We start from the raw sequence: 11,899 nt of genomic DNA, 5'->3' as shown, positions 1-11,899 counted from the left end.
GGCCCCGCGCCGCTGTACCTGTCCTGGTTTCGCGCATGCACATGATGGAAGAGCTCCTGGTCGTCACCACCGGTGGCACGATCGACAAGATCTACTTCGACGACAAGTCGGACTACCAGATCGGCGACCCCCAGATCGGCATGATCCTGCGCGAGCTGGGCGTGACGTTCCGCTTCAACGTGATTCCGATCCTGCGCAAGGATTCGCTGCACATCAACGATGAGGACCGCGAACTGATCCGCGCCACCATCGCCGCGCAGCCGACCCGCCACGTGCTGGTGACCCACGGCACCGATTCGATGGTGCAGACCGGCCAGGTGCTGGCGACGATCCCGGACAAGACCATCGTGATGACCGGCGCGCTGAGCCCGGCGCGTTTCCGCGGCTCGGATGCGGAGTTCAACATCGGCTGCGCGATCGGTGCGGTGCAGTCGCTGCCGAGCGGCGTGTACATCGCGATGAACGGGCGGATTTTCGACCCGCAGCACGTGCGCAAGAACGTGGCCGCGAACCGCTTCGAATCGGTGTGAGGAACAGCGTGCCGACCAAGGTCGGCACCCACCACGACGCGGCGGCTCGCATCACCGCGCGTCCCCATGCAAAAACGCCCCGGCCGGAGCCGGGGCGTGCCCATGGAGAGGGGCTTGGGCTCAGTACTGGGCGTTGAGAGTCAGGCCCGAGAAGGTGCTGTAGGCCTTCACCCGCACATACCACGTGCCGGCAGCCGGACTGTTGATGGTGCAGGTCTCGCTGTTGCCGCTCAGGTACGGGCGGCAGGTGTAGGCGGTATCGGTCGGGGCACTGCCCTGGCGCACGTACAGGTCGGCATCACCGCTGCCGCCACTGATCGCCACGCGCAGCTGGGTGCTGCCGGCCGGAACGTTCACGGTGTAACTCAGCGAAGCGCCACTGGCAGCGCCGAGGCCGGTGACCGGAACGTTGTTCTGCAGGACGTTGCCACCCGGGTTCGGGCCGCCACCGTTGATCGCCGCAGCCACGGCCGCGTCGGCGTCGATGATGCCGGCGCCGCAGCCGCCCGAGCAGGCGCCCGGCAGCGGACGTGCAGTGCTCTTGATGATGCTCTCCACCTGCGCCGGGCTCAGCGGGCTCGGGGCTACGGACTGCATCAGCGCGACCACGCCGGCCACGTGCGGTGCCGCCATCGAGGTGCCGTTGTACGAAGCGTAGCTGGCACTGCCCGGGGTGGTGGTGCCGCTGTTGAGGGTGGACAGGATGCCCTGGCCCGGTGCCGAGATATCGATGCCGTTGCCATAGTTGGAGAAGCTGGCACGCGCACCGGCCGAGGTGGTGGCCGCCACTGCGATCACGTTCGGGCAGTTGGCCGGCACCGACGAGGACACGTTGGTGTTGCTGTTGCCGGCGGCGACCACCACGGTGGTGCCACGCCCGACAGCGCCATTGATCGCGTTCTGGTAGGTGGTCGAACAGCTGCCGCCGCCGCCCAGCGAGAGGTTGATGACCTCGGCCGGATTGGCATTGGCCGGCACGCCGCTGACGCTGCCGCCGGACGCCCACACGATCGCGTCGGCAATGTCGGAGGTGTAACCGCCGCACTTGCCGAGCACGCGCACCGGCACGACCTTGGCGTTGAACGCAGTACCTGCCACGCCGGTGCTGTTGTTGGTCACCGCCGCTACCGTGCCGGCCACGTGGGTACCGTGCCAGCTGGAGTTCGAACCCGGGTAGCCCGCCTGGCACTCGTTGTCGCCGTACCAGTCGCCCTCATCGTTCGGGTTGTTGTCGCGGCCGTTGCCGTCGCGCGCCATCGCCGCATCACTGATGAAGTCGTAGCCCGGCAGGATGTTGGCATTGAGGTCGGCGTGATTGGTGATGCCGGTGTCGATCACCGCCACGACCACACCGGTGCCGGTGGCCTTGTCCCAGGCCGGCCGGATGTTGATGCCGGCATTGGAGGTGCCGAAGCCCCATTGCTCGCTGAAGCGGGTGTCGTTCGGGGTCAGCGTGGCGCGCATGATCTGGTCGACTTCGACGTATTCCACGTTCGGGTCGGCGGCCAGCTTACGCATCAGCTGCTCGGATTCGGCCTGGTCGAGCGGACGATCGGTCCTGACCAGGGTCGGGCCGACGGCCAGCTTGCGGACCTGCTGCAGGCCCAGCGCACGGCCCTGGCTGCTGGCCAGGCCGGCGGCGGCACTCTTCAGTGAAGAGGCCAGTGCGGTGGTGTTGGCCACCGGGGCACTGCCGTCGCGGTACTTCACGATGAAACGCTGGTGGGTCTGTGCGGACTGCAGGCCGCTGAGCTGGACATCACCGGCCAGCGCAGGCGTGGCCAGCAGCAGCGATGACAGAACGGACGCACCAAGGACCACCCACACTCGACGCACACGCGGTTGCGTTACCTGGGACATCGTATTTCCCTTTCTTGTGGTGTGAATGCCGGAATCGGCAGAAGCACCGGCCCGAACCCTGGGCTGGCTTGCGTTGGCGAGGTTCGAAGTCCGGCGAGCCAGCGGATCCCCCTAACGATCCGCCGTGCAGATGACGCTAATGACCAAAACCGGACACCACAAGATTTTCAGCGTCTTTTCAGCAAGATGAAATGTTCGTTCTGAGACTTTCCGGGTCGAGGGTTTGTGAAGGTGAAGGAACTTTCTCCTGCCCTGCACGCACCTGACTGGGTCATCACGTGTCCTGCGATGACTTTGCCGACATCGGCGTCCACTGCTGACACCAACGACGGCGCAGCGTGCCCGCGGCGTGCCTGCCCATCGCGTCGGACGCGCTGACTACTTTGCCTGCGGGAGGCGCGCCGGCCGGATCCGCTGCCCTTTGACCGGCTCGCCGCGTGCAACTGGCTGGTCATCGGCCACATAACCGGAGAACTGTGCCGGGAGCGCTTCGCCGACACCGAACACGGGCCCGGCCTGCAGCTGGTAGTGCAGGTGCGGCTCGGAGGAGTTGCCGCTGTTGCCACAGTCACCGAGGTGCGCGCCGCTGCGGACAGCCTGTCCCTGCGCCACACGCACACTGCCCTGGCGCAGGTGCGCCAGCACCGAGTATTCCTCGTTGCCGTGGTCGAGGATGACGCGGTTGCCGGTGAGCTGGGCGGCATTCATCTGGCCCGGCACGTTGTCGGCGACACCCTCGATCACCTCCACCACCGTGCCGTCGGCGGGCGCGAGGATCGGGCGACCGAAGCAGTAGTAATCATCGTTGCGCAGGCCATCGCCACGGTGCGAGCGGCCATCGCGGACCACCAGCAGATCCAGCGCGAAGCGCTGGCCGGCATGGGCCGCATGGTAGTTCTGTTCGACGGTACGCCCGCCCCAGAACACGTAGTACTCATCGTTGAACGGCAGTTGCAGCCGTGTGCGGGTCTGATAGTCGAGGAATCCGCTCGCTGCGGCCTGCGGTGGCGTGGTCTGGAGCGGGCGGATGTAGAAGCCGCCAATCCGCCCGTCGGCATCGATGGCCCACAGCACCTGGATGACGTCTGGGCTCCTGGCGAAGCGCGCCTGCCGCAGATAGGTGTCGAATCCATCAACCTTCTCGACCTTCTCACTGACCAGCTCGGTTTCTGCGCCCCAGCCCGCCAGCACCTGCTCGCGCAGCGCCACCAGGTTCTGCGGGGACTGCAGCCCCGCCTGCATCTGCGGCGTCATCCGTTCCCACAGGGCGTCGATGTGCCCTTCGTAGAACTGCGTGGTCAGCGTGGCTCCCTGATGGCGCGGATCTGCGGCCGCGGCCGCGCCGATGAGGGCAGAGAAGGAAACGACCAGAACTGCAAACAGGCGCGGGAGCAATGTCATGTCAGGCGTCCTTTCGATCCGGATCGGGAATGCCGGCAACGATCGCCGCCAGCTGTGTGCGGTACTCGGCCAAGGCAGTGCGGCCCATCGGCGTCAACTGCAGGGTGGTCAGCGGGCGCTTGCCGCGGAACGACTTGTCGATGGCGACCAGTCCAGCAGCCTCCAGCTTGCTCAGATGGCTGGAGAGGTTGCCCTTGCTCAACCCGCTGAGATGTTCGACAAAGCCGAACTCGGCGGATTCGGCACCTGCCAGGATCGACAGGATCAGCAGGCGTGCCGGCTCGTGGATCAAGCGGTCGAGCTGGAGCAGCGCTCTGGAATCAGGCAGCTGCGTCATCCGACGTTCGTCCGCGCCGCCATGAACGCGCGCATCTCCACCTGCAGCCGCTGGAAGCGCTGGTGGTCACGCCAGCCGACCACGATCAGTGCGACGGATGCCAGCGGAAACACGGCCGTGCTCAGGGCGAAGCCATACGCCTGCCCGGTGAAGGCCAGCGCAGCCTGGCACAACAGGAACACGCCCACGATGAACTCCAGCGGTGTACGCAGCCAGCGCCACACCACCCAGGGCAGCAGCGCTACCACGGCCAGGTAACCGATGGCGCGCAGGTCCCAGGGCAGCTCGCCCATCGGCGCCAGCCGGGTCAGCACGCTGCCGATCACCAGCACGCTTACCAGCGCGGTGAAGGCAATGAAGAAGCGCTGGAAATTGCGCTCGACCGGCGTGACCTGCTCCTCGACCTGGCCCAGCCGCTGGTAGTAACGGCGTGCCAGCCATTGCTTGCCGACGATCCACAGCACCGGCACGGCAATCAGCACGATGCGCAGCGCCAGGGTGGTCGGCAGCAGCGCGCCGGCAAGGAACGAGGCCAGGCAGGCAATGCCGCCTGCCATCGCCGACAGGCCCCCGGCACTTCGCGAGTACCGCGAATATTCACGGGTCAGCGCCTGCAGGCGCGAGGAAGGATCAATGACGGACGGCTGCTGCATGACACGCTCCATCGGGGTCGCTTGAATTTAGTTTGCAATGCAAACCTATTTGCGTCAAGCGCCCGCCTGCTGCGGTCGACGGGCGGGCCCACAACGCAGAAAGCCCGTCACTGGGACGGGCTTTCAAGAAGCGCCGCCGGGCATGGCCCGGCGCTACCGGTTCAACGCGGGCGATCAGCCCAGCTTGACCAGCCAGTTGTGGCGGTCCGGCAGGCGGCCGTACTGGATGTCGGTCAGTTCCTTGCGCAGCGACATGGTCACTTCGCCGGCCGGTGCGTTGATGTCGCCCACCGAGAAGCCTTCGCCCTTCAGCTGGCCGATCGGGGTGACCACCGCAGCGGTACCGCAGGCGAACACTTCGGCGATCTCGCCCGAGGTCACACCCTGCTTCCACTCATCGATGGTGACCTTGCGCTCTTCGACCTTCATGCCGCGGTCGCGGGCCAGCTGCAGGATGCTCTCGCGGGTGATGCCTTCGAGGATGCTGCCGGACAGCTGCGGGGTAACCAGCGTGCCGTCCTTGTAGACCAGGAACACGTTCATGCCACCCAGTTCTTCCAGGTACTTGCCTTCGACCGGGTCGAGGAACAGCACCTGCGAGCAGCCCTGTGCCTGTGCCTTCTGCTGCGGCAGCAGCGAGGCGGCGTAGTTGCCACCGCACTTTGCGGCACCGGTGCCACCCTTGGCCGCACGTGCGTACTCGGTCGACAGCCAGATCGACACCGGGGCGACGCCCTTGGCGAAGTACGGGCCGGCCGGGCTGGCGATGACGTAGTAGCCGGCCTTGTGCGCGCCGCGCACGCCAAGGAAGGCTTCGTCGCCGATCATGAACGGACGGAAGTACAGGCTCGACTCATCGGCCGACGGCACCCAGGCGCTGTCGACGGCGATCAGCTGCTTCAGCGATTCAACGAAGATCTCCACCGGCAGTTCCGGCAGCGCCAGGCGCTGCGCCGAACGCTGCAGGCGACGGCCGTTGGCATCCGGGCGGAAGGTCCAGATCGAACCGTCGGCATGGCGGTAGGCCTTGATGCCCTCGAAGATTTCCTGGCCGTAGTGCAGCACGGCCGCGGCCGGGTCCAGCTGCAGCGGACCGTAGGCGCGCACGTTGGCGTTGTGCCAGCCGGTGTCCTTGTCCCAGCGCACTTCCACCATGTGGTCGGTGAAGTGCAGGCCGAAACCCGGCTTCTCCAGGATCTGGGCGCGCTCTTCAGCGCTGCGCGGGTGGTCCGAACGGGTGACGGCGAAGCTGGGAATGGACTGGGACACCGGAGATTTCCTGTTCTGGTTGCGGGTAATGCCCGGCCCGCGTCACTGCGGGCCGTGGGTCAAAGCATGCCGGTCTCGAGCCGGGCCGCCTCGGACATCATGTGCTGGTTCCACGGCGGGTCGAACACCAGGTCGACGTCGGCCTCGGCCACCGTCGGAATCATTTCGAGCTTGCTGCGCACGTCGTCGACCAGGATCTCGCCCATGCCGCAGCCCGGTGCGGTCAGGGTCATCTTCACGTCGATCTCGCGCTTGCCTTCGTCCAGGTGCTTGATCTCGACCTCGTAGACCAGGCCCAGTTCGACGATGTTCACCGGAATTTCCGGATCAAAGCAGGTGCGCAGCTGCTGCCACACCAGCTGTTCCACCTGTTCATCGGTGGCGTCAGCCGGCAGCTCGAGCGGTGCCGGTGCCTCCTTGCCGATGGCGTCGCCGTCCTTGCCGGCGATGCGGAACAGGTTGCCCTCGACGAACACCGAATAACTGCCGCCCAGCGCCTGGGTGATGTACCCATAGCTGCCGGCGGGCAGGGTCACGGTGTCGCCCTGCGGGACCATCACGGCCTCGCAATCGCGTTCGAAGTGGACAGGTTCGCTGCTACGGGAATACATGGGGACCGATATGGGGCCGTGGCCAAGGCCACGCAAGACGGCATTCTAGCCCAGCCGCCCTGCCGCCGCCGGTGCACTGCGGCAAACCACAGTATCCTGTGGGTGATCTTCAGGGAGCTTCGATGTCCTCCAATGCCGCGCGTGCCAGGACCGTGACCTGGCTCTGGCCCATCATGCTGTTGCTGGGTCTGCTTGTTGCTCCCCTCGCCTGGATGATGCTGGCGCTGATGACCGGCCGGCAGGTCGGCTGGATGGCGGTACTGACCGCCCTGGAACTGGTGTTCATGCTGCGCATGGGCACGCTGGGGCCGGGCCGGCTGCGCATCGCCCTGGTCGTGCTGGGCACCCTGCTGGTGGCGGCCGTGGCCAACTGGGCCATCGCCAGCGCGTGGATGGGCGGCTCGATCGGGCTGGACCTGTGGGACGCCACCCTGCGGATGGGCCCGCACCTGGCCTGGACCCTGATCACCCTCGCCAATGGCGCGATGGAATGGCTGTGGCTGGCCCTGGGCGTGGCCGTGGGCGCCTGGCTGGCGCGCTGACCCACCGGCAGGTAGTGCCGGCCGCTGGCCGGTAGAAGCGTGCGGACCAAGGTCCGCACCTACCCGATGCAACCACCACGCGTGGATTCGGTAGTGCCGGCCGCTGGCCGGCAGAAGCATGCGGACCAAGGTCCGCACCTACCCGATGCAGCCACCACGCATGGATTCGGTAGTGCCGGCCGCTGGCCGGCAAATGCGTGCGGACCAAGGTCCGCACCTACCCGATGCAGCCGCCGCTCAATGCCCGCCGTCGAGCGCCTTCAGTTCGCTCACCAGCGAGGCCGCCGCTTCCGCACCATCGCCGTACAGCATGCGGGTGTTGTCGGCGTAGAACAGCGCATTCTCGATGCCGGCAAAACCGGTGCCCTTGCCGCGCTTGATCACCACCACGTTGCGCGCGTTGACCACATCCAGCACCGGCATGCCGTAGATCGGGCTGGCCGGGTCGGTACGCGCGACCGGATTGACCACGTCGTTGGCACCGATCACCAGCACCACATCGGTGTTGGCAAATTCCGGGTTGATGTCGTCCATGTCGGCGATCAGGTCGTAGGGCACACCCGCTTCGGCCAGCAGCACGTTCATGTGCCCAGGCATGCGCCCAGCCACCGGGTGGATCGCGAACTTCACCTTCACCCCGCGCTGGCCCAACCGCTGCGCCAGCTCCCAGATCTTGTGCTGGGCCTGCGCCACCGCCATGCCATAACCGGGCACGATCACCACGCGTTCGGCGTAGGCCATCATCGCCGCGACGTCCGACGCTTCAATCGGCTTCTGCGCGCCAGTGATCGCCTGCGCTTCGCCGCCGGCGCCGCCGCCGAAGTTGGAGAACAACACGTTGCGGATCGGCCGGTTCATCGCCTTGGCCATCAGCCGGGTCAGCAGGATGCCCGCCGCGCCGACCATCATGCCGGCGATGATCAGCGCCTCGTTGCCCAGCACATAGCCTTCGAACGACACCGCCAGGCCGGTGAACGCGTTGTACAGCGAGATCACCACCGGCATGTCGGCGCCACCGATCGGCAGCGTCATCAGCACGCCCAGTGCCAGTGCCAGCACGAAGAACGCGACGATCGCCCAGGTGTTGAGCGTGCTGGCCGCGATGATCGCCAGCACCACCACCGCCAGTGCTGCCACCAGGTTCATCACCTGCTGACCCGGCCAGGTCACGCGCTTGTCCAGGCGGCCATCGAGCTTGGCCCAGGCAATCACCGAGCCGGACAGCGACACCGCACCGATGGCCGCGCCGACCACCGCCAGCAGCAGCACCATGCCCGAGGGTTGGCGGGCAGCGAGGTCGGCCAGCGCCTGTGCGCTCCAGTGGCTGGTATCGCGTTTGGCAAGGAAGGCGTAGCGCAGCAGTTCCACTGCACCGATGGCCGCGGCCGAGCCGCCGCCCATGCCGTTGTACAGCGCCACCATCTGCGGCATGTCGGTGATGGCAACCTTGCCGGCCGACCACCAGGCCAGGCCCGCGCCCAGTAGCAGCGCCACCAGGATCAGCGGCACGTTATGCAGTTCGGGCAGGAAGAACGTCGCCACCGTGGCCAGCAGCATGCCCAGCCCGGCCCAGCGGATGCCGCTTCGCGCGGTCAGCGGCGAGGCCATGCGCTGCAGGCCCAGCAGGAACAGCGTGGCGGCGACGAGGTAGCTGGCCTTGACCAGCCAATCGAGCAGTTCGACGGTGCTGATGTTCAAGCCTGCGGCTCCTTCGGCTCGTCCTTGCCGCCCTTGGGCGCGCTCGGCTTGAACATTTCCAGCATGCGCGCGGTGACCACGTAGCCACCGGCGGCGTTGCCAGCACCAAGCACCACGGCGAGGAAGCCCAGAGCTTTCTCCAGCGGTGTCTGCGCGTGCCCCAGCACCACCATTGCACCGATCAGCACGATGCCGTGGATGAAGTTGGAGCCCGACATCAGCGGGGTATGCAGGATCACCGGCACCCGCGAAATGATCACGTGGCCGGCGATGGCTGCCAGCATGAAGATGTACAGCGCTACGAACCCGTCACTCACCGGCAACGCTCCTGCTCTGTCTTCGTCGTCCCATCATAACCATGGGCTGAACCCGGTGCGCGCCCGGCGTCAACCGAAGCCGCGCTCACGCGTTGTCGATGGTGACCCCGAGCGAGGAACCGTACCCTGTGCTGGTGAGCAGCCCCGTCCCCCCGAGCGCCGAGACCGATGCCCTGCCGGCGTCGCTGGAGGCGTTCCTGGCCAGTGTTGGCCCGCGCGCGTTCCGCTTCGCCGAGGCCGGCCTGCGCCAGCGCGAAGACGCCATGGACGCGGTGCAGGACGCGCTGCTGCGCATGCTGGACTACGCCGACAAGCCGGCTGCCGAATGGGCCCCGCTGTTCTGGAGCATCCTGCGCCGGCGCGTGATCGACGTGCAGCGCCGGCGCCGCTTCCGACTGCCGTTCTGGCGCGACAACCAGGACGCCGACGACGGCGAGATCGACTGGGCCGACCCCGGCCCGGACCCGGCACAGGCGCTCGAACAGCGCCAGCAGTACCAACAGCTGGTGGACGCGTTGCGCCGCCTGCCCGCCCGCCAGCGCGAGGCCTTCACCCTGCGCGTGCTGCAGGACCTGGACGGGGCCACCACCGCCCGCGCCATGGGCTGCAGCGAAGGCGCGGTAAAAACCCATCTGGCACGCGCCCGCCAGGCGCTGCAGGATTATCTGGAGACCCACCCGTGAACCGCTCCCTGCCTTCCGATGACACCCTGCGCAGCCTGCACGCGCAGTCGCTGCACGCGCTGTCGCCGGCAACGCTGGCCCGGCTGCGCCAGGCTCGCCACGGCGCCACGGCCGCCCATCGCGGGCGCTGGCGCTGGTGGCTGGCCAGTGCCTGTTCACTGGTGGTGGCACTGGGTATCGGCCTGCAGTTCACCGGCCACGGCACCCTGACGGGCCCTGCGCCGGCACCTGTGCTTGCCTCGGCGGAAGACAACAGCGCGCTCTACGACGAAAATCCCGATCTGTACCTGTGGCTGGGCGATACCGACCTGGCGATGGAGTGAATCATGTCCCGACTGCACACCCTGCCCCTGCTGATGACCCTGTTGCTGCTGCCGGCCTTCCCGGCCCTGGCGCAGAGCGCCGCGCCCGCCCCTGCCGCACGCCCTGCGCCGGCCGCACCGCTGCCGGCGTGGGAACACCTGAGCGAAGCGCAGCGCGAATCCCTGCTGGCGCCGCTGCGCGACCGCTGGAACAGCGCCGATGCCGGCCAGCGCCAGCGCATGCTTTCGCATGGCCAGCGCTGGCAGTCGATGAGCCCGGAGGAGCGCGACAAGGCCCGCCGTGGCCTGCGCCGCTTCGAGCACATGAACCCGGAACAGCGTGAGCAGGCCCGGGCCCTGTTCGGTCAGATGCGGAACATGCCGCCGGAACAGCGCGACGCCCTGCGCGAGCGCTGGTCGCAGATGACGCCGGAACAACGCAAGGACTGGGTGCGCGACAACCCGCCGCCGGCGAAGCCGCGGTAACGCCGGCATCCGCAGGGTGGGTGCGGACCCTGGTCCGGACGCTGGGCCGTTCCTCCACGCATGGCGTGGATCTACCGGGAAGGCAACCGGCGCTACCGGCTCACGCCTGCCAGCGTGTCTTCGCCAGCAACTCGTCGTCCCAGTCGAAACCCAGCTGGCCCTCGCGCACGAACAAGGCGACGAAGTTGAGCAGGTTGCGCGCGTACATCTCGCTGGCCTGGGTCGCGCCGCGGCTGGCCAGGCCAAGCGGGCCATCGATGGTCACGCCCTGATGTTCGATGCACTGCCCCGGCTGGGTCAGTGCGCAGTTGCCGCCGCTCTCTGCCGCCAGATCGACAATGACGCTGCCGGTGGCCATGCCTTCCACCATCGCGGCAGTCACGATCGTCGGCGCCGGGCGCCCCGGTACCGCTGCCGTGCAGATCACCACATCCACGCTGCGCAGGTGGTCGGCCAGCCGGCGCTGCTGCTCGGCGCGTTCCTCATCGGTCAACGCACGCGCATAGCCGCCTTCACCGGCTGCACTCACACCAAGATCAAGGAAGCGCGCGCCCAGCGACTGGATCTGCTCGCGGGTTTCCGGGCGCACGTCGAAACCTTCCACCTGTGCACCGAGACGACGTGCGGTGGCGATGGCCTGCAGACCGGCCACACCGGCACCGATCACCAGCACCTTGGCCGGGCGCACGGTACCGGCGGCGGTGGTCAGCATCGGGAAGAAACGCGGCGCACGCTCGGCCGCGATCAGTGCCGCCTTGTAACCGGCCATGCCGGCCTGCGAGCTGAGTACATCCATCGCCTGCGCGCGGGTGCTGCGCGGCAGCTGCTGCAGTGGGAACAGGTGCAGGCGGTCGCCAGCGGCCAATGCCGCAAGCGCCGGATCACTGGCCGGAGTCAGCAGGCCGACCACGCTGGCAGCGGGCTTGAGCTGCTCCAGCACCGCCACCGGCGGTGCCTGCACGCACAGCAGGATATCGATCTCGGCCCAGCGACCTTCATCGAACACACGTGCACCGGCGTCGTCATAGGCAGCATCGGTAAATCCCGCCGCCAGACCGGCGCCGGCCTCATACCAGACAGTGATGCCCAAGACACCGAGCTTGCGCGCGGTTTCCGGCGTCAACGCCACGCGCCGTTCGCCCGGCGCGGTCTCCTTGATCCCCAGCAACGCCACGGCCATGCAGGTCCCCGCTGATCGGTGAGTTTTCCC

14 protein-coding genes are annotated in these 11,899 nt (G+C 67.4%); 5 read left to right on the top strand and 9 right to left on the bottom strand.

The annotated features are described in order from the left end of the window. The first annotated feature begins 44 nt into the window (after positions 1-44). Positions 45-530 carry an asparaginase domain-containing protein gene (locus ACZK2R_RS03590; RefSeq protein WP_032130424.1) on the top strand — a complete coding sequence of 162 codons (486 nt, stop codon included), beginning with the start codon at positions 45-47 and terminating at the stop codon, positions 528-530. A gap of 120 nt (positions 531-650) precedes the next feature. Here ACZK2R_RS03590 and ACZK2R_RS03585 read toward each other — a convergent pair whose 3' ends face one another. From ACZK2R_RS03585 to sufT, 6 genes are all read right to left on the bottom strand, one after another. Beyond that, positions 651-2,390: a S8 family peptidase gene (locus tag ACZK2R_RS03585; protein WP_100434086.1), complete on the bottom strand. Its 1,740-nt coding sequence runs from the start codon at positions 2,388-2,390 to the stop codon at positions 651-653. Positions 2,391-2,768: 378 nt separating this feature from the next. Continuing rightward, complete coding sequence (locus tag ACZK2R_RS03580; RefSeq protein WP_125895493.1) at positions 2,769-3,791, bottom strand: M23 family metallopeptidase; 1,023 nt, start codon at positions 3,789-3,791, stop codon at positions 2,769-2,771. Position 3,792: 1 nt separating this feature from the next. Then, positions 3,793-4,128 (bottom strand): transcriptional regulator, encoded by a 336-nt coding sequence (locus ACZK2R_RS03575; protein ID WP_012510131.1) that lies wholly within the window; start codon positions 4,126-4,128, stop codon positions 3,793-3,795. Beyond that, positions 4,125-4,781, bottom strand: coding sequence for a hypothetical protein (locus ACZK2R_RS03570; protein WP_049422881.1), 657 nt, complete (start codon positions 4,779-4,781; stop codon positions 4,125-4,127). The genes ACZK2R_RS03575 and ACZK2R_RS03570 overlap by 4 nt, the downstream gene beginning before the upstream one ends. Positions 4,782-4,955: 174 nt before the next feature. Further along, complete coding sequence (locus ACZK2R_RS03565) at positions 4,956-6,050, bottom strand: branched-chain amino acid aminotransferase (RefSeq protein WP_004144913.1); 1,095 nt, start codon at positions 6,048-6,050, stop codon at positions 4,956-4,958. A 59-nt stretch (positions 6,051-6,109) separates the two neighbouring features. Beyond that, positions 6,110-6,661 (bottom strand): putative Fe-S cluster assembly protein SufT, encoded by a 552-nt coding sequence (gene sufT / locus ACZK2R_RS03560; RefSeq protein WP_005415385.1) that lies wholly within the window; start codon positions 6,659-6,661, stop codon positions 6,110-6,112. Positions 6,662-6,783: 122 nt separating this feature from the next. Here sufT and ACZK2R_RS03555 point away from each other — a divergent pair, with 122 nt between their 5' ends. Further along, on the top strand, positions 6,784-7,203 hold the full coding sequence (locus ACZK2R_RS03555) for a hypothetical protein (protein WP_125895495.1): 420 nt from the start codon (positions 6,784-6,786) through the stop codon (positions 7,201-7,203). A 237-nt stretch (positions 7,204-7,440) separates the two neighbouring features. Here the strand turns inward: ACZK2R_RS03555 and ACZK2R_RS03550 are convergent, their stop codons facing one another. Next, the gene (locus ACZK2R_RS03550; protein ID WP_180838372.1) at positions 7,441-8,901 is read right to left on the bottom strand and encodes an NAD(P)(+) transhydrogenase (Re/Si-specific) subunit beta; all 1,461 of its coding nucleotides are present in this window, start codon (positions 8,899-8,901) and stop codon (positions 7,441-7,443) included. Then, positions 8,898-9,218 (bottom strand): NAD(P) transhydrogenase subunit alpha part 2, encoded by a 321-nt coding sequence (locus ACZK2R_RS03545; protein ID WP_005408173.1) that lies wholly within the window; start codon positions 9,216-9,218, stop codon positions 8,898-8,900. Before ACZK2R_RS03545 ends, ACZK2R_RS03550 begins: the two co-directional genes overlap by 4 nt. 98 nt (positions 9,219-9,316) lie before the next feature. On the opposite strand from ACZK2R_RS03545, the gene ACZK2R_RS03540 reads away from it, so the two are divergent. The 3 genes from ACZK2R_RS03540 to ACZK2R_RS03530 are packed head-to-tail and all read left to right on the top strand — an operon-like array spanning position 9,317 to position 10,689. Further along, positions 9,317-9,901: an RNA polymerase sigma factor gene (locus ACZK2R_RS03540; RefSeq protein ID WP_180838373.1), complete on the top strand. Its 585-nt coding sequence runs from the start codon at positions 9,317-9,319 to the stop codon at positions 9,899-9,901. Beyond that, entirely contained in the window at positions 9,898-10,224 is a 327-nt protein-coding gene (locus ACZK2R_RS03535) for a hypothetical protein (RefSeq protein ID WP_032130086.1), read from the top strand. The genes ACZK2R_RS03540 and ACZK2R_RS03535 overlap by 4 nt, the downstream gene beginning before the upstream one ends. A 3-nt stretch (positions 10,225-10,227) precedes the next feature. Then, on the top strand, positions 10,228-10,689 hold the full coding sequence (locus tag ACZK2R_RS03530) for a DUF3106 domain-containing protein (protein WP_049463518.1): 462 nt from the start codon (positions 10,228-10,230) through the stop codon (positions 10,687-10,689). A 100-nt stretch (positions 10,690-10,789) separates the two neighbouring features. Here the strand turns inward: ACZK2R_RS03530 and ACZK2R_RS03525 are convergent, their stop codons facing one another. After that, positions 10,790-11,869 (bottom strand): NAD(P) transhydrogenase subunit alpha, encoded by a 1,080-nt coding sequence (locus tag ACZK2R_RS03525; protein ID WP_180838374.1) that lies wholly within the window; start codon positions 11,867-11,869, stop codon positions 10,790-10,792. Positions 11,870-11,899 lie beyond the last annotated feature (30 nt).

The organism is Stenotrophomonas sp. 96582_Sma (assembly GCF_056480905.1).
The sequence above is the reverse complement of the archived record's forward strand: the minus strand, read 5'-3'. Positions and strand labels throughout refer to the sequence as shown.

Excerpts from the sequence above, each read along its gene's own strand:
- ACZK2R_RS03590 (WP_032130424.1), top strand. The coding sequence starts at position 45 with ATGGAAGAGCTCCTGGTCGTCACCACCGGTGGCACGATCGACAAGATC.
- ACZK2R_RS03585 (WP_100434086.1), bottom strand. The coding sequence starts at position 2,390 with ATGTCCCAGGTAACGCAACCGCGTGTGCGTCGAGTGTGGGTGGTCCTT.
- ACZK2R_RS03580 (WP_125895493.1), bottom strand. The coding sequence starts at position 3,791 with ATGACATTGCTCCCGCGCCTGTTTGCAGTTCTGGTCGTTTCCTTCTCT.
- ACZK2R_RS03575 (WP_012510131.1), bottom strand. The coding sequence starts at position 4,128 with ATGACGCAGCTGCCTGATTCCAGAGCGCTGCTCCAGCTCGACCGCTTG.
- ACZK2R_RS03570 (WP_049422881.1), bottom strand. The coding sequence starts at position 4,781 with ATGCAGCAGCCGTCCGTCATTGATCCTTCCTCGCGCCTGCAGGCGCTG.
- sufT (WP_005415385.1), bottom strand. The coding sequence starts at position 6,661 with ATGTATTCCCGTAGCAGCGAACCTGTCCACTTCGAACGCGATTGCGAG.
- ACZK2R_RS03555 (WP_125895495.1), top strand. The coding sequence starts at position 6,784 with ATGTCCTCCAATGCCGCGCGTGCCAGGACCGTGACCTGGCTCTGGCCC.
- ACZK2R_RS03540 (WP_180838373.1), top strand. The coding sequence starts at position 9,317 with ATGGTGACCCCGAGCGAGGAACCGTACCCTGTGCTGGTGAGCAGCCCC.
- ACZK2R_RS03530 (WP_049463518.1), top strand. The coding sequence starts at position 10,228 with ATGTCCCGACTGCACACCCTGCCCCTGCTGATGACCCTGTTGCTGCTG.
- ACZK2R_RS03525 (WP_180838374.1), bottom strand. The coding sequence starts at position 11,869 with ATGGCCGTGGCGTTGCTGGGGATCAAGGAGACCGCGCCGGGCGAACGG.